Source organism: Nocardioides endophyticus (assembly GCF_039543845.1).
Taxonomy (GTDB): domain Bacteria; phylum Actinomycetota; class Actinomycetes; order Propionibacteriales; family Nocardioidaceae; genus Nocardioides; species Nocardioides endophyticus.
Genome location: NZ_BAABKN010000021.1, coordinates 1 through 16,565, shown reverse-complemented (window position 1 = coordinate 16,565; position 16,565 = coordinate 1). Strand labels below are relative to the sequence as shown.

At 66.7% G+C, this 16,565-nt stretch carries 13 protein-coding genes; 7 read left to right on the top strand and 6 right to left on the bottom strand.

The window, feature by feature from the left end:
* Positions 1 to 151 precede the first annotated feature (151 nt).
* Complete coding sequence (locus tag ABEA33_RS16790; RefSeq protein ID WP_345528021.1) at positions 152 to 661, top strand: hypothetical protein; 510 nt, start codon at positions 152 to 154, stop codon at positions 659 to 661.
* 214 nt (positions 662 to 875) lie between these two features.
* On the opposite strand, the gene ABEA33_RS16785 is transcribed toward ABEA33_RS16790, so the two are convergent.
* The 5 genes from ABEA33_RS16785 to ABEA33_RS16765 all read right to left on the bottom strand — a co-directional run bounded on the left by ABEA33_RS16785 (position 876) and on the right by ABEA33_RS16765 (position 8,830).
* A complete protein-coding gene (locus tag ABEA33_RS16785) occupies positions 876 to 2,972 on the bottom strand; it encodes a hypothetical protein (RefSeq protein WP_345528020.1) in 2,097 nt (698 codons plus the stop codon).
* Between the two features lie 376 nt (positions 2,973 to 3,348).
* Complete coding sequence (locus ABEA33_RS16780) at positions 3,349 to 4,416, bottom strand: cytochrome d ubiquinol oxidase subunit II (protein ID WP_345528019.1); 1,068 nt, start codon at positions 4,414 to 4,416, stop codon at positions 3,349 to 3,351.
* Positions 4,416 to 5,846, bottom strand: coding sequence for a cytochrome ubiquinol oxidase subunit I (locus ABEA33_RS16775; RefSeq protein ID WP_345528018.1), 1,431 nt, complete (start codon positions 5,844 to 5,846; stop codon positions 4,416 to 4,418). Before ABEA33_RS16775 ends, ABEA33_RS16780 begins: the two co-directional genes overlap by 1 nt.
* 3 nt (positions 5,847 to 5,849) lie before the next feature.
* Complete coding sequence (locus tag ABEA33_RS16770; RefSeq protein ID WP_345528017.1) at positions 5,850 to 7,238, bottom strand: NAD(P)/FAD-dependent oxidoreductase; 1,389 nt, start codon at positions 7,236 to 7,238, stop codon at positions 5,850 to 5,852.
* Positions 7,239 to 7,249: 11 nt separating this feature from the next.
* The gene (locus ABEA33_RS16765; RefSeq protein ID WP_345528016.1) at positions 7,250 to 8,830 is read right to left on the bottom strand and encodes a GMC oxidoreductase; all 1,581 of its coding nucleotides are present in this window, start codon (positions 8,828 to 8,830) and stop codon (positions 7,250 to 7,252) included.
* Between the two features lie 201 nt (positions 8,831 to 9,031).
* Between ABEA33_RS16765 and zwf the strand changes: the two genes are divergently transcribed.
* The 6 genes from zwf to ABEA33_RS27510 all read left to right on the top strand — a co-directional run bounded on the left by zwf (position 9,032) and on the right by ABEA33_RS27510 (position 15,718).
* Positions 9,032 to 10,438: a glucose-6-phosphate dehydrogenase gene (gene zwf / locus ABEA33_RS16760; protein ID WP_345528015.1), complete on the top strand. Its 1,407-nt coding sequence runs from the start codon at positions 9,032 to 9,034 to the stop codon at positions 10,436 to 10,438.
* On the top strand, positions 10,435 to 12,315 hold the full coding sequence (locus ABEA33_RS16755) for a glycoside hydrolase family 15 protein (protein WP_345528014.1): 1,881 nt from the start codon (positions 10,435 to 10,437) through the stop codon (positions 12,313 to 12,315). Before zwf ends, ABEA33_RS16755 begins: the two co-directional genes overlap by 4 nt.
* A gap of 1 nt (position 12,316) precedes the next feature.
* On the top strand, positions 12,317 to 13,198 hold the full coding sequence (locus ABEA33_RS16750) for an aldose 1-epimerase family protein (protein WP_345528013.1): 882 nt from the start codon (positions 12,317 to 12,319) through the stop codon (positions 13,196 to 13,198).
* A gap of 506 nt (positions 13,199 to 13,704) precedes the next feature.
* Positions 13,705 to 14,529 (top strand): NAD(P)H-binding protein, encoded by an 825-nt coding sequence (locus tag ABEA33_RS16745; RefSeq protein ID WP_345528012.1) that lies wholly within the window; start codon positions 13,705 to 13,707, stop codon positions 14,527 to 14,529.
* A 175-nt stretch (positions 14,530 to 14,704) separates the two neighbouring features.
* Positions 14,705 to 15,304: a YdeI/OmpD-associated family protein gene (locus ABEA33_RS16740; RefSeq protein ID WP_345528010.1), complete on the top strand. Its 600-nt coding sequence runs from the start codon at positions 14,705 to 14,707 to the stop codon at positions 15,302 to 15,304.
* Positions 15,305 to 15,457: 153 nt separating this feature from the next.
* Positions 15,458 to 15,718 (top strand): DUF6228 family protein, encoded by a 261-nt coding sequence (locus ABEA33_RS27510; protein ID WP_425577443.1) that lies wholly within the window; start codon positions 15,458 to 15,460, stop codon positions 15,716 to 15,718.
* Positions 15,719 to 15,938: 220 nt separating this feature from the next.
* On the opposite strand, the gene ABEA33_RS16735 is transcribed toward ABEA33_RS27510, so the two are convergent.
* The gene (locus tag ABEA33_RS16735) at positions 15,939 to 16,409 is read right to left on the bottom strand and encodes a hypothetical protein (RefSeq protein ID WP_345528008.1); all 471 of its coding nucleotides are present in this window, start codon (positions 16,407 to 16,409) and stop codon (positions 15,939 to 15,941) included.
* Positions 16,410 to 16,565: the final 156 nt, after the last annotated feature.

The window sequence follows — 16,565 nt, the reverse complement described above, 5'->3', positions numbered from 1 at the left end:
CCGGAAGACCCGAGCAAGGACAGACCTCAAAGCGACCGGTTGACAACAGAAGGGAGCCGATATGACACAGGGCTCGCTGGCCATCTGCCTTCTGTCGGGCCGTGGGAAAATCGGTCGAGACGGACGAGAGTGGGGAGCTACGTTCGCCGACATGCAGGTAAAGTTCGAGCGCACTGGGCAACGGCGGTATGCGGTCGCTGTGCTCCGCAGCGAGCACGGCGACCTCCGAATGGGCCCGGCACCCGGCTACTCCGACCTGATTCCTCATGACCTCGTGCACATGGTGGTTGAGGAGGAGTTTGGCCTTCGGGACGCGATCTTCGGCCAGCTCGCTGCGGGCGGCAACGCCGGCACCTTCGTTCCGACCGAGGAACTACGCACCAAGGCGTGGGCGCGCCACGTTGAGCGGCGCAACAGGTCCACCGGAACCGAGATGGGGCGATCTGAAACCCTTGCTGCTCAGGTGTACCCGCGCTGGCTGCGGCACAGTGGCCACCTTCCCGACAGTAACTACGTGCGCCAGGACCTTCCCCCGACTGACCTCAGCGATACCGACCTGGCTCGGGTTTTCGAGCGTCTCGACGCACTGTCCGGCCAATGGCGTGCCGTCGACGTGGGAGGGTCAATGACGGTTCAGTGGCCTTGGCCTGAACGCGCCTGAGCAGGACCGACGCCAGGGCGATGCGGGGCATCTTCTGCACAGGCTCAGCGTCTATTTCGCAGCGACGCGACACCGCGGCAGTGCGCGACCCCTGTCGCGGTGGTGTGACGCAGGTGTCGTCGTCCGTCCGGAGCCGCTGCACCGCCATCTCGGGTCTGTCACCGGATCATGCAGCAGAGGCGTTCGCGAATCGGATCACCTCGCACGTAGATCCTTAGGAAACGACAAGTTCGCCCGCATTGTCAGGCTGCACGACCGTGAAGGCCACGTTCCGCACCTTGCAGACCTCTGCCAGTATTCGCAGGGCTTCTTGGTCCAGGGGCTCGATGCATGCCATAACGTGCACATCCGCGTTGAGCCTCACGCTCAGCGCCACGTCCCGCTCGATCTGGTCCTGCGTGAAACTGGCTGCTGAGGACTTCACCTCGCCTGCAACAACGGATGCATCGAGGAAACCGAATAGATCGACCTCCTCGGGGGTCCCGTCGGGCCAGGTGACGTCCACCCTCAGATGGAGTGCTGAAAACGATGCGTCCCGGGTTAATACTTCACCGATTGCTGCATGAGCGACCACGCCTTGGTCGCTGCATCGGTCCGCGAACGCGTCCAGCCGGTAGAAGCACTCGACGCCATGTCCTGTGGTTGTTACTCGTGCGCTCGCGCCGCATCCTGGGCACTGAGTGCCCGCGGTTAGGCTCTCGAGCGTGACGAAGTAGTTGATCGAGCATCGGTCGCACACGACCTCGACGCCACGCTCAACCCAGCCCGTTGTTGCGAGCCGCTCGAGGACCGGTACTCGCTCTTCCGCGGTGACATGGTCCGCTCCCAGTCGCAGCGCGGACCTGTAACTCCGATTGATGCGACCCCCCAGTCCGGCGAGGTCTTCCAACATGCGCTCCGCGGCTTCATCTGGGCCGTGTTGTTCCAACAGTTCCCGCACGACCTTCTTCCAACTCCCAGGTCGACGGGTCGTCAGCGCAGTGATGGCTGCCAGGGTCGAGCGGTTGTCGAGAACAGTGGTGTCGCAAGCGTTGAGCAGTGCGTTGGCCAGGCGGCCCTTGTCGCTGAGCTTCAATGCACCGGAGGCGTGCTCTGTCAGCAGAGCTAGCACGTTTTCGCTCGACGGCGCCTTGATGGACATGGCACTGCCGACGGTCGGCACCACCTCGCACTCAAGCATCTCGCCTCGCCATGCGCACTGGGGATTCACTGCCGCCGCGACTGGTGGTCGTCGCGGCAGTTGGTCGATAAAGCCGCCATCGAATCTGAACCTGAATCGGTTGAGCGCCGTACCCATCTGGGCGAGCTTTGCTGGGAGCACCGGCAATGTCGTGTTCTCGCGAAAAACTTGGACGCGGAAGCGGTCCTCGACACCGACGATGCGTTCTAGGGTCAGCCATTGGGCAGGGTCAACGTTCACCAAGTACGTGGGATCGCCCGGTTCAAAGACGGGCAAGGCGGAGTGGGAGAACTTGAGCTTGGCGCCGCGTTCAGGAACAAGACCAAGGGTCTCCGCGACGCCGGCCAACGTCGCTTCATCGATGGAGGATGAACACAACACAACGTCCGGGGCGCATCCGATCTGCGATCGCCGGACGACGTCGCGAAGGATCTCCTCCATCCCGATCCAGTCGGTCAGGGCTCTCACCGGAAGGAGCACCATCCGCGAGGGGAAACGCACCTGCCGAAGCGCTCGAATGTTCCAAAATGCGGCAGCGTCCTCAAACGAGTCTGGGTCGGTGAGCCAGATGACGGCCGGGCCGATCGGTATGGCGGAGCGACCGCTGCACTCAGCGAGCCCGGCCAGACCAGCATCGAGCACAGTTCTACCCCACGCGGCAGCGGCGCCGGCTCTGTCTTCGGTAGCAGCCCGAGCGGACTCGTCGCCGACAAGAAGGCCAGCAGCAACCTTCTCCCACAACGGACCGTGTGGGCGGGCAGATACGGGGTCCCAGCCCTGGGCAAAACCGGTTCGCCAGGTCGGAGCGCGAGGAAGATCGCGTCGGGCAAACGCTTGTTCTTCGCGTACCAGCAAGCCCGCCGTTGAGGCGACCTGTTGGGCATCCGAGCTCTTGCAGCCGACGTTGACCAGTCCGGCGACGTCAAGAACCTGTAGAAGTTGCTGGCCCCAATCCGAAACAGTGCCGCCGGGGTCCACCTGAATAATCGGTTCGCCCGCTCCACCCCAACGCTCGCTTGCCATCGCTACGGCTCGTTCGAACTGGTCCTGATCGCCCGCGGTCACGAGATAGCCGACCCTGGTCGGACCAGCAACAACCCGCAGCGCCTGCTCACCCAGATACATAGTCACGTGTGCATTGTGGTCAGCACGACCGGTGTCGGTCGCAGTTCTAGATAAGAGCGTCTCGAACGTTCGGATCGCTTCCTCTTGATCTCGGACGTCGGAGGACGTGCGTCATCGTTGGGCGCCGTGACGCGGCGGATAGACGCACCTTGCAAACGCGACGGTTGCGGCAAGTCCGCATTCTGGACTCGCATGCGGCACCGCCTGGCTGGGTCGGTTACAGCTATTCCTTTCCGACCTCGGCGAGTCGGCCACGCAGGGCCGTCAGGCCGTCACGGAGGCCGGCGAGATGCGCAGGTGTATGCGCGTCGAAAGAGGTCTACCTGTAGCTGCGCAAAGCGTCCGAGCGCAGTGTCGGTGCGGGTCAAGACCGCTGACCTCGCTACGTCGAACGAACGCTTGAGCCGCCCGTGACGTGTGGGTCCGGTCCATCGGCCGGAGGCTCGGGCATCCCTTCGTCGGGCAGCAGCGTCTTCTGGTCAAGCACGTAGAGCAGGACGAAGGCGGGCACGATCAGGACGACAGCCAGTCCCGTGGCGACCAGTACGGCGGCGATGGTGCCCGAGGGGGCCGCCGCCGCAGAGACGGTCAGGGACGTGGGGAGCAGGTAGTCCCACTGCGCCGCGGCCCAGGCAAGGACGACGCTGGCCACAGCCCCGACTGCGGCCAGGCGCGCGCCGTGCCGGGCCCGCCGGGTGAGCAGCAACAGGGCTGCCAGGCCACAGATGGCGGCGAGGATCACGAGCGGGAGCGCTCTCGAGGTGAGTCCATCGAAGAGGTACTCCGCGTCCTGTGTGAGCACGAGGATTCCGCCCGCCGACACGAGTCCGGCGGCCACTGCGGCTGCCGTCGCCCGACGCCTGAAGTAGGTCACCATCGCCTCGTCCGAGAGCCGCTGGGCGTCGATGACTAGGAAGAACGCGGCGAGGTACGCCGTGACGCACACGGCCAGCACACCGCCGAGGACGGAGGTGGGGTTGACCCAGCTGTCCCATGGATCACCCGCCTTGCCCCCGGCAGGTACCCGCCCGGAGGCGATGCCGCCGACAACCGCGCCCAAGCAATAGGGCACCAGGACCGAGGAGACGGCGAAGGCCGCACCGAAATTGCGCTTGTCCCGAGTGCGGAACACGGCCTTTCGGAAGGCGAAGCTCGCTCCTCGCAGCACGATGCCCAGAGCGGCCAGCGTCAACGGGACGAAGAGGGTGAGCGTGATCGAGGCGTAGGCCTCCGGAAAGCAGGTCCACAGCAAAACGAACACGAAGATCAGCCAGACGTGGTTGGCCTCCCACACCGGGGCGATCGAGTGGTCGATGACCTCTCGAGGCCGTTCGCCTCGCCGGGTCCCACCGGCGACGAGGTCCCAGAGCCCGGCGCCGAAGTCGGCGCCTCCGAAGATCGCATACAAGGTGATCGCGACGAACAGGATGACGGCAGCAGTGGTGGCCATCAGCGGAGCGCCGTTCGGTCGTCGGCTCCAGAGGAGACCTCCTGCTCACTCGGCCCGTAGGGAACGTCGCCCTCGGTGACGCGGCTGCCCTCGCGGTACCGGCGGCTCATCATGCGCAGCACCAGGACGGTGGTCACGCCCAGTCCGACGTACAGGAGCACCACGCCGATGAAGGTGACCCAGATGCCGGTGTTGGCGGTGGCGGCTTCCTCGACCTTCATCTTCTCGTAGACGATCCACGGCTGGCGGCCGATCTCGCTCACGGTCCAGCCCGCCTCCATGCAGATCACGCCGAGCACTCCGGACGCCGCTGCGGCTCGGAGGAACCACTTGCTCTGGGGCATGTCTCGTCGGAAGAGCCAGGCGGCCCACCACCACAGGGTCAGCAGGAACAGCAGGGTTCCGATGCCGACCATGACGTCCCATGCCAGGTGCACGACGTTGACCTCGTGGTTCGTCGGTCGCTCGTCCGCGGGGGTCTCCTCCAGGCCTTGAACGACGGTCGAGGTGCCAGAGCTCGGGTCGGACAACCACGACGCGAGGCCTGGGATCGGGATGCCACCCTCCACCTCGCCCTCGGAGTTGAGGTGCCCGAGCAGCACTTCCGGCACGTCGTCGCTCGTCTTGGGGACCATCTCGATCGCGGCGAACTTGGTGGGCTGGTTGTTGTAGACCCAGCGCGCCAGCCCGTCCCCCACGCCCATCTGCACGGGTGTTGCGATGGCGGCGACGGTGAAGGCGATGATGAAGCCGGTCCGGTGGTAGTGGTCGGTGCGTCCCTTCAGCATCCCGACGGCGTAGACCGACGCCACCATGAAGCCGCCCACCAGGTATGCCGCCACGACCATGTGTGCCGCCATCAGCGGCATGGCGTCGTTGAAGATCACGCCCATCGGGTCGACGTCGGTGACGTTCCCGGACGAGTCGAGGGTGACGCCCTGGGGGGAGTTCATCCAGGCGTTGGCCGACACCACCGAGATGCTGCCGAAGATGCCCGCGACAGCGATGGGGACGCCGGACCAGAAGTGGGCCCAAGGCTTCAGACGACGCCACCCGAAGATGTAGATCGAGATGAAGACCGCTTCGGCGAAGAAGAAGATCCCCTCGAACGCGAACGGGACTCCGAACGCTGCGCCCCACTGGCCCATGAACTTGGGCCACAGCAGTCCGAACTCGAAGGAGAGCACGGTCCCGGTCACGGCCCCGACCGCGAACGTGACGGCCATGTACTTCGACCAGCGTTGAGCCAGGAGCATCGCGTCCCGGTCCTTGTGCTTGATGCCGTGGTAGTTGGCGATGAGAGTCATCACCGACCAGGACACCCCGAGTGGCACCAGGATGATGTGGAACGCCAGCGTGAAGGCCATCTGCGCCCGCGCCCAAGGCACGGGGTCCACGGCCAGGACCACGGCCAGGGCATCAGACACCATGGCTCAGGCCTCGTCCGACGCGGGCGCGTCATCGGCGTTGTCGGGGTGCGTGTACGACGGGACCACCCGGGCGATGTCGCCTTCGCCGGCCTGCTCGAGGACGACTCGACCGACCGTCTGACGCACGGTGATGGTCCGCTCCGCGCGGCCGCCGGACGCGAAGGTCCCGGTCCAGTGGAACATCGCGGCGAGCCGGTTCTTGAAACCGGTCAGGAAGGTGATGTGCACGGCGAGCCACATCAACCAGCCGAGGAACCCGGACAGCCGCACCTTCCTGAAGCTCACCACGGCGTGGAAGCGGGAGATGGTCGCCATGCTGCCGAGGTCCCGATAGGTGAACGTCGCCGCCGCCTTGCCGTGCAGCCGGCGTTTGATCGTGTTGGCGGCGTGGATCCCCGACTGCATCGCCACCTCCGCGACCCCGGGCAGGTTGTCGAGCGCCATCATGTCGCCGACCGCGAACACCTCCGGATGGCCGGGAAGCGTGCAGTCGTCGAGGACGGCGATTCGACCGGCGCGATCACACGTCGCACCGCTGGCTTCGGCGAGCAGGCCGGCCAGAGGGGACGCCTGGACGCCTGCGGCCCAGATCTTCGTCCGACAGACGACTCGCTCGGTCGACCCGTCCGCGGTCCGTACGTCTACTCCGAACGGGTCGACGCCGGTGACGATCGACCCGGTCCGAATTGTCACGCCGAGGCGCCGCAGTTCGTTGGCCGCCTTCTCCGAGAGCCGGTCGCCGAACGTCGCGAGGATCTCCTTGCCGCCGTCGACGAGCAAGACCTGGGCGTCGGCCGGGTCGATGCGACGGAAGTTTCCCTTGAGGCCGGTGCGAGACAGCTCAGCGATCTGTCCGGCGACCTCGACTCCGGTCGGGCCGCCTCCGATCACCACGAACGTGAGCCACGCGCGACGCGCCTCCGGGTCCTCCTCGCTCTCCGCCATCTCGAACGCACCGAAGATCCGGCCGCGCAACTCCAAGGCGTCGTCGATCGTCTTCATCCCCGGCGCGAATCGAGCGAACTCGTCGTGCCCGAAGTACGACTGAGCCGCGCCCGCAGCGACGATCAGGCTGTCGTACCCGTAGACGGCCACGGTGTCGTCGGGTCGCCGAGCCGTCACGGTGCGTGCCTCAAGGTCGAACTCCTGCACCGTGGCCATCTCCACGCTCACGTTGGAGTGGCGGCGCAGGATGTCGCGGATCGGCGGTGCCACCTCTCCCGCCGATAGGATCCCGGTCGCCAGCTGGTAGAGCAGCGGCTGGAAGAGGTGGTAGTTCCTGGCGTCGACCAAGGTGACGTCGACGGGGGCCCGCCGGAGGAACTTGGCCGCGAACAGTCCGGCGAAGCCGCCTCCGACGATGACAACCCGGTGAACTGCTGTGTCGGCCATCTCCAGCGGCCTCAGCCGAGGCGTTCGGTCAGGTGGTCGCCGACCCGCAGGGCGTTGGCGATGGCGGTCAGCGACGGGTTCACGGCTCCGATGCTGGGGAAGAAGCTGGTGTCCACGACGTAGAGGTTGTCCAGGTCGTGGGCCTTGCAGTTCGCGTCCAGAGCGCTCGAGGCGGGGTCGCGGCCGAACCTGACGGTCCCGGCCTGGTGCGCGGTGGCGCCGATGGGCATGCTCTTGTGCAGGTAGAGGCTGCGGTCCAGCAGGTGGTGCTGGTGCATTCCCAGCTGGTCGAGCATGCCGTCGAGCTTGTGACGCAGGCGCTTGACTCCCTCGACGTTGGTCTGCTCGTCGATGCTGAGGTGGATCGCGCCGTCCCGGTCTACGGTCACCCGGCTGTCGGGTAGGGGCAGGTCCTCCCCGCAGAGCCAGAAGTCGACCGCGTGGTGCGCCAGCACCTCGAACGGCAGGTCCGGCGAGATCCGGCCGGCCCATCGGGGAGCTTGCGCGTGGATCTCCGCGTCGTCGGACTTGCCCAGCATCTGCATCCCACCCAGGGGGAACTCCCAGTCGTCGGCACCCAGGTACCAGTCGTTCATCGCCAGGGTCTTCTGGAACCGGGTGGGGTTGGGCTCGCGCGACACCGCCATCAGGGCGATGTTGTTGTGTCGCATGTAGTGCCGCCCCACGACTCCTGAGCTGTTGGCCAGCCCGTCCGGGTGGTGATCGCTGGCCGATCTCAGGAGCAGCGCGGCGGAGTTCACCGCCCCGCAGGCGACGACCACGATGTCACCGGTGAACGTCGTGACAGACCCGTCGGCCAGGGCCGTGACGACTCCGGTGACGGTGCGCCCGGTCGCGTCGGTATCGAGGCGCTGGACGTGGGCGCCGGTCACGAGGGTGACGTTGTCGCGCGACAGTACCGGATCGACGCAGATGACCTGGGCATCCGACTTGCCGTCCAGCAGGCACGGGAAGCCGTCGACGCGGTCGCAGCGGATGCACACGCTGGCCCGCGCCGCGAGGCCCGGCTGCGCTTCCTGGAGGTTCACCCCGATCGGCAGATGGAACGGGTGGAGCCCGAGCTTCTCCAGGTCGTCGCTGAGCTGCTGGATGCGGGGTTCGTGGGACACCGGGGGATGGGCGTACTGCGCGCTGGCGTGGCCTTCGCTCGGGTCCTCGCCGTGCTCGCCGTGCACGAGGTAGAGGTGTTCGGCCTGCGTGTAATAGGGCTCGAGGTCGTCGTAGGAGATCGGCCAGGCTGGGGAGATGCCGCCGTGGTGCCGCAGCTCGCCGAAGTCCTCGGGTCGTAACCGGAACAGGGCTGCTCCGTAGAACTTGGTGTTGCCTCCGACGTAGTAGTTGACCTCCGGCTGGAAGTCGCGACCGTGGGAGTCGTACCAGACCTCTGGTGCGAGGTACTTGCCGCGGACGAACACCGCCTGGGTCTCCCAGTTGTCGCGCTCCCTGGGCAGGAAGTCTCCTCGTTCCAGCCAGAGCACCTTCGCGCCGCTCATCGCCAGCCGGTGCCCGAGCGTGCCCCCTCCGGCTCCGGTTCCGATGATCACGACGTCGTAGTGCTGGTCATCTGCCATGGCTGAACCCTCCGGGGTCGACGGGCGAACTGGGGCCACCCGCGGCGAACGCTCCAACCTCCGACCATCCTCCGGTGAGGCGCGATCGTCCACACCCAAACCGGACGGTGTTTCCCAACGCCAGGATCATCCGGAACGGGGGTGGACACGGCCGGGAACCAGGTGTTGTGTCGATCAGGACCAAAGTGGAGGAGGGTGACGGTGGCACAGACACAGAGCTCCGCGCAGCGCCCGGCGGACGTCCTCGTGATCTTCGGGATCACCGGCGACCTGGCGAAGGTGATGACGTTTCGATCCCTGTACCGCCTCGAGGCACGCGGGCTGCTCGACTGTCCGATCGTGGGCGTCGCCGTCGACGACTGGACACCAGACCAGCTCGTCGAGCGCGCCCGGACGTCGATCGAGGGCACGGGAGAGACCATCGACCTCGACGTGTTCGACCGGTTCACCGCGAGGCTGTCCTACGTCCACGGCGACTTCACCGCCCCCGACACCTACCAGCGGGTCGCGGACGCGATCAAGGGCGCGCAGTGCCCCGTCTTCTACCTGGAGATACCGCCGTTCCTGTTCGGCAGGGTGGTCCACGGACTGGCCGACGTCGACCTGACCCGGTCGGCTCGCGTGGTCGTGGAGAAGCCGTTCGGACACGACCAGACCTCCGCGGGCGAGCTCGCGGAAGAGCTACACCAGTACATCGACGAGTCTCAGCTGTTCCGCATCGACCACTACCTCGGAAAGATGGGGATCGACGAGATCCTGCACCTGCGCTTCGCCAACACCATCCTCGAGCCTGTCTGGAACCGCAACTACGTCTCCTGCGTGCAGATCAACATGTCCGAGAGCTTCGGGGTCGAGGACCGCGGCCACTTCTACGATCCCGTCGGCGCGATGCGCGACGTGGTGGTCAACCACCTGATGCAGGTCGTGTCGGCCGCCGCAATGGAGGCACCGTCTCGCGGCGACCTGAAATCCATCAAAGATGCCCAGGTATCCCTGTTCAACGCCGTCGTCGAGGCCGACCCAGCGCACTACGTAAGAGGCCAGTACGACGGGTTCCGCGACATCGACGGGGTGGCGTCAGACTCGGCCACGGAGACCTACGCAGCAATGCAGCTCGAGATCGAGAACTGGCGATGGGCAGGCGTTCCGTTCTTCATCCGGACCGGGAAGCGACTCCCCGTCACCCAGACGGAGCTGCGGATCATCTTCAAGCGCCCACCCCCGCTGGGCTTCGGGATCATGGGTCCGCAGACCGAGGCGAACCAGATCGTCGTCAAGCTCGACCCGTCGACCGGAATCAGAGTGATCCTGGACGCACGACGAACCAACATCTCCGCGGTCGGAAGGATCGACCTCGACATGGAGTTCGCCGACCAGGGCGGTGAAGGGGCCACCCCGTACGAGGTGCTCCTGCATGCGGCCCTGAGGGGAGACAGCACTCGCTTCACCCGGCAGGACGGGGTGGACGAGACCTGGCGGATCATGCAGCCGTTGCTCGACGCACCGCCGCCGGTCCATGCGTACGCCCCGGGGTCCTGGGGGCCGACGGAAGCCGACCGGCTCACGGCCGACTACGGAGGCTGGCACAACCCGTGGATCGCATCATGAACGACCAGACGCCGCAGAGCGCCGCGGCCCCCTCCCCGTTCCCGCCCATCGCCGACTACGCCTTCCTGTCCGACTGCCACACGGGCGCCCTGATCGCCCCCGACGGCGGCGTCGGATGGCTCTGCCTCCCCACCTTCGACTCGCCCAGCGTGTTCGGCACCCTGCTCGATCGGCAGGCCGGTCACTTCAGACTCGGTCCCTTCGGCATCAACCACCCGACCAGCCGGGTGTACGAGCCCGGCACGAACGTCCTCGTCACGACGTGGAAGACGCCGTCGGGCTGGGTGGAGGTCCGCGACGCGCTGACGATGGGTCCACGCAAGGCCGAGGACACGGTGACGCCGCACACCCGGCCGCCCGCGGACGACGACGCCGACCACCTCCTGGTGCGAACGGCGCGTTGCCTGGAGGGCACCGTCGAGATCGATCTCGTCTGCGAACCGGCCTTCGACTACGGGCGGACGCCGGCTGACTGGATCCTGGTCGACGGGAATCGGCACGCCGCCGACGCGACCGCCGGTGGCCAGAGCATGCGGCTGCAGACCGACCTCGCACTCGGGGTGGAAGGCAACCGGGTCCGCGCCAGGCATGTGCTTTCGGCCGGCGAGGAGTGCTTCTGCGCCCTGTCCTGGGCGGAGGGGCTCGCTGCGCCGACCGATGTCAACGAGGCAAACGCCTGCCTAGACGCCACCACCCGCTTCTGGCGCGCCTGGCTGGGACGGGCACGGATGCCCGACCATCGCTGGCGCGACCCGATCCAGCGCTCGGCCCTGACCATCAAGGGCCTGACCTACATGCCGACGGGTGCCACGGTCGCCGCACTCACCACCTCGCTGCCCGAGACGCCGGGCGGCGAACGGAACTGGGACTACCGCTACACCTGGATGCGGGACACCACGTTCACGATGCAGGCGCTGCACTTCCTGAACCTGGACTGGGAGGCCGACGAGTTCATGCAGTTCGTCGCCGACCTCGAGCCGACCGAGTCCGGTGCGCTGCAGATCATGTACGGAATCGATGGCAGGCGGGATCTGACGGAGTCGACCCGTGACGACCTGTCCGGCTACGCGGGTGCCCGGCCCGTGCGGATCGGCAACGGGGCGTTCGACCAACTCCAGAACGACGTGTTCGGAGCGGTTCTCGACTCGATCCTCCTGCACACGCGCCGCAGCCAACGCCTGCCCCGTCGACTCTGGCCCATTGTCCAGTCGCAGGCCCGCTGCGCAACCGAGGTATGGCGCGAACCCGATCAGGGGATCTGGGAGGCACGAGGCAAGCCCCAGCACTACGTGTCGTCCAAACTGATGGGCTGGGTCGCCCTGGACCGCGCGTCGAAGCTGGCGGAGATTCGGGGCGACGCAGAGCTCACGGCAACCTGGCGAGAGACCGCCGACGAGATCGAGGCGGACATCCTGGCGCACGGGCTCGACGAGCGTGGAGTCTTACGTCAGCACTACGAGACGGACGCGTTGGACGCCTCGACGCTGCTGGCTGCGCTGTTCGGGTTCCTTCCGCCCGGGGACGAGCGGCTCCGCGCCAGTGTGCTCGCGATCGCCGACGAGCTGACCGAGGACGGCTTCGTGCTGCGTTACCGCACCGACGAGACCGATGACGGACTGTCCGGCAAGGAGGGAACGTTCCTCATCTGCTCGTTCTGGCTGGTGTCCGCGTTGTCCATCATCGGCGAGGAGCAGCGTGCCGGGGACCTGATGGAGCGTCTGCTCCGCGTCGCGTCGCCACTCGGGCTGTTCGCCGAGGAGTTCGATGTCGAGACCGGTCGACACCTCGGCAACTTCCCGCAGGCGTTCTCCCACCTCGCGCTCATCGAGGCAGCGGGACGCATCATCGCTGCCGAGCGGATGCGTGAGTTCAGCTGACGTGGGCCTGCAGCACTCCCCGTCAGGCGACCAGTACGTCATCACCCACGGCGACTCACGGGCGGTCATCACCCGGGTGGGTGCGACCCTTCGCAGCTACACCGTTGCGGGTCACGACGTAATCGACGGCTTCGACCTCGACGAGCGCGCCACCGATGGCCGGGGACAGGTGCTCGCGCCCTGGCCCAACAGGCTGACCGACGGTCGTTACCAGTACGGCGGCCGCGACTGCCAAGCTCCGCTGAACGAGGTCGAGCGGCACGATGCCATCCACGGACTGGTGCGCTGGCTCGACTGGACCCTCGTCGATCGAGCCCCTGCCTTGGCCGCACTCGCTTGCGCGCTGCGCCCGCAGCCTGGTTACGAGTGGCGCCTCGACCTCCAGGTTGTTTACGCCCTCGGCGACGCCGGTCTCACGGTGACATTCCAGGCGGTCAACCTCAGTCGCGAGTCGGCGCCGTTCGGGGTCGGGTTCCATCCCTACCTCACCCTGGGCACGCCCACCATCGACGGGCTCGACCTGATGATTCCCGGCGCGGTGGCGTCCGGTTCCCATGACTTCCAAGAGCCCCACGGAATCGGCTCGATCGAGTTGGACCATGCGTTCGGTGACCTCGCGGTCGGACCGGACGGCCGTTCGGTTGCCCGACTGACCGACCAGGCCCATGAGCGGTCGGTCGAGTTGTGGGTCGATCAGGCCTACCGTTATCTGATGGTCTATACCGGCGACCTGGTGGCCGAGCCCACCCGACGCCGCACAGCCGTTGCCATCGAGCCCATGACCTGTCCGCCCGACGCCTTCCGCACCGGCGAGGACCTCATCGAGCTGGAGCCCGGAAAAGCCTGGCAGGGCTCCTGGGGGATTCGCTCGGTTCAGGCGTGAAGCGCCATCTGCGCCGAGCCGCGAAACGGTGCTCCGCAGTGCCGGCGAAACCAATGAACTCCGGGTCGAAGGGCCTCGTCGCCCACGGCCTGTCCGGGGTCACCCTGGGACCAGCGACGCTCATGCGGGCTGGTCGACGAGATCGGCGCCGCACTACCCGCGCTGGTCGCCTCCGGGATACTAGGGGTATGCCGCGCCGACTCGCGGTGGAGTGACGCACTCATCGCGGCGGATCCGAGCGTCGGCAAGGGGACCGTGGCTATCCGCCGGCGGGCCAGATGCCCGCCATTCTGCAGCAGGCCTTCTCGGGTGCAGCACTCCCTGTCGATCCGCTAGCGTCATGCCCGACTTGCTCGCACTGACTTGCTGACGCGGCACCGCGTCGTGGACCGACGACCGGAATCCGGTTCGTCGCGTTTTGCTTGCCCGGAAGAAGAGGCACTCGGCCTACTGCCCCGAGCCGCTGAGCCGCTCTTTCATCCCTTCTTCTTTGGCAGGAGTTGCATATGACCACCTATCTCGTCACCGGTGCGACCGGGAACCTCGGGAGCCGCATCACGCGGCAGCTCACTCGCATCAGCCCCGTGGAGGCGATCACTGCCCTGGTTCGACCAGGTGCCGAAACGTCGCACCTGGAGGATCTCGGCGTGGGCATTGTCCGTGGCCACTACGAAGACCTTGGAAGCCTTCGACACGCGCTGGGCGGCGTGACACGACTGGTGCTTGTGTCCAGCCCGATCCTCGATCCGACCGCTCGAGTCCGTCAGCACCGCAACGTCATCGAGCAGGCCGTCGGTGCCGGCGTCGAGCATGTCGTTTACACGAGCGCTCTCGGTGCGGAGCACGACCCTGGGCATTTCGAGACCGAGCAAGCGCTCGAACGCAGCGTTCCGTCCACGATTCTCCGAAACGGCCTCTACAGCGAGCCGTTCGCGCGACGCGCGCTCAACGAGGCCGTGCGGAGCGGATCTATCACCTCGTCGACCGGCGGGCACCCGGTGAGGACCGCGTCCTGGGATGACCTCGCCGAGGCTGCGTGCCTTGCCGTCACCGCGGTCGACCCACAGTCATCGATCCGGAGGCTCAATGGCACGCCGTGGACGTACGACGAACTCGCGCGTCACCTCGCTGCGCGCCTGGGTCGCTCCGTGACTCACCAAGAGGTCGCAGACGACGAGTCAGGGCCTCTTGGTCAGTTACACGCGCTGTTCCGACACGGCCTACTGACCCAGAGTCCCGACGAGCTGACCGGCATGCTGCGCCGGGCACCCCGCAGCATCGAGGTCGTCGTTGACGCCCTTCTCGGTGACGACACGCGCCGAGAGGCCTGATCGCCAACAGGCGCCGAGTTCCGTCATGCGCACCCGCGGTGTTCTCGCCACTTGTACGCCTAACCCCTCGACGCCGAGTGGTCCGGCGGTAGACGTTGTAGTCGATTGCGGCGAAGTGACGCATACTCAAGCCGCCTTGCGGCGGGTTGTCGGTGCGCGAGGCTAGCCTGCCGCCATGTCGATGGATCACTCCGACGCTGTGTTCTTCAAGGACGACAAGGCGTTCGAGGCATGGCTCGTCGACAACGTGTCGACCGCCTCGCACGTGTGGGTGCGGATGGCGAAGAAGGGCTCCGGAGTCACGTCTATCGACTGGACGACGGCTGTAGACGTTGCGCTCTGCTTCGGCTGGATCGACGGCATCGCCCGGCGAGTCGACGACGAGTGGTACGTGCAGCGGTTCACCCCGAGGCGCGCCAGGAGCGTCTGGTCGAAGATCAACCGCGAGCGCATCCAACGCCTCACCGCCGAGGGGCGGGTGCGCCCCGCCGGCCAAGCCGAGGTGGAAAGGGCGAAGGCGGACGGCCGCTGGGACGCCGCCTACGACAGCCCGGCCACCGCAGTGGTGCCCGACGACCTCGCCGCCGCCCTGGCCGCGCGCGACCTTACCGACGTCTACGCCGCGCTGGACGGCCGGAGCCGCTTCGCATTCCTGTACCGCGTCCAGACCGCGGTGCGCCCTGAGACCCGCGCCCGGCGCATCGAGCAGCTCGCCGACGCCCTCGTCCAGGGCAAGACTCCGTACCCGGCGCCGAAGAAGAAGCCTGGCGCCTAGAAGGACACGGCCGAGCCGAGCTGTCTCATTGCCAAGCGCTGCGCCGCGCTCGCGGCGGTAGGACGCAGGTCTGGGACACTGGGCCGTGGGCGACGCAGACGTCGACTTCCAGGACTGCCGGCGCAGTTGAGTTGCCGGTGCCAGGCTGTTCCTGTGCCTCCTGCGAACATCGGATACGGGTCGGAGAAGCTCATCCTCACCGCAGAGGAGGGGGCCTTGCGACCGGACGAGCTGTTGTGTGAATTGCGCGCCGAGACGATGTCGGCGTCACGGCACGTGTACGCGTTGGGTTTCGTCGACCTCGCTGAGTTCTTCGAGAGCCTGGCGTCGGACTGGCGAGGTTGGACGGGATCACGTGCGTGCGCTCGTTGGAGGGTGACCTTGAGATCACTGCCCACTACAAGCGACTCGTGAGGCTCCGCATCGCCCTCAGGGGCGATCCCTACCGCTCGGACTGGCGAGTCTCGGCGACGGTCGAAATTGGATCCGGGGGAGCAGTTGTCGGCGGTCGCAACTGAGGTTCGCGCACTCCGTAGAGGGTGCTCGGCCGCTGATCTAATGCGCTCAGCCATCTGCCCTCAGGTTGAGACCGGGGCCCGCCTGGCGGTGCTAAGACGCACCTCATCGCGGCATGTCAGTGCGTTTGCGGTGCACCGTCGTCACCGTGGAGTAACCGCCCGAGTTCCTGTTTCGCGGCCTCTTTCAGACCAGCGTCAAGCCTTCCCCAACCGCCACTCCACTCGTCGTCGAGGCCGATGAACAGCCCGAGGTCGAACTCGGGATCGGTCTCGCCAAGACGGGCCAGCATTGTGACCGCCCAACGGGTTTCTTGTGTCTGCCGCCAAGTGCTGCTCACCCAGTCGACAGCGATCTGTTGCACGGCGGCAGGGTCGCTTGGAACCTGGGTCTGCGCCTCAGCGACGCAATCAGCAAGTAGTTGCTCCAGTGCCCAAGGGTCGTGTGGGTCGTGGCCCGCGAGCAGCCGCACCGACTCGGTGTCCACGAGGTCGGAGGCGAGCCACCGAGCCGCCAGGTCTGGGAGGTCGTCGGACCGGACGAGCAGCAACCGATGCAGCACTACCGTCTCAACGAGGTCGGGCAGCACTGCCCCATCAGAACGCACGGCACCAGCGTGTCAGTGCTGGGAACCGTTCGCACCCAGGAACGCACTCATCTCGACAGATCCGGTAACTCGGCTGGCGCCGACAGGCGGCGGAATGACCGCCCCCGCGGCAAGCGCTCAAGCACCAACAACGTGAGG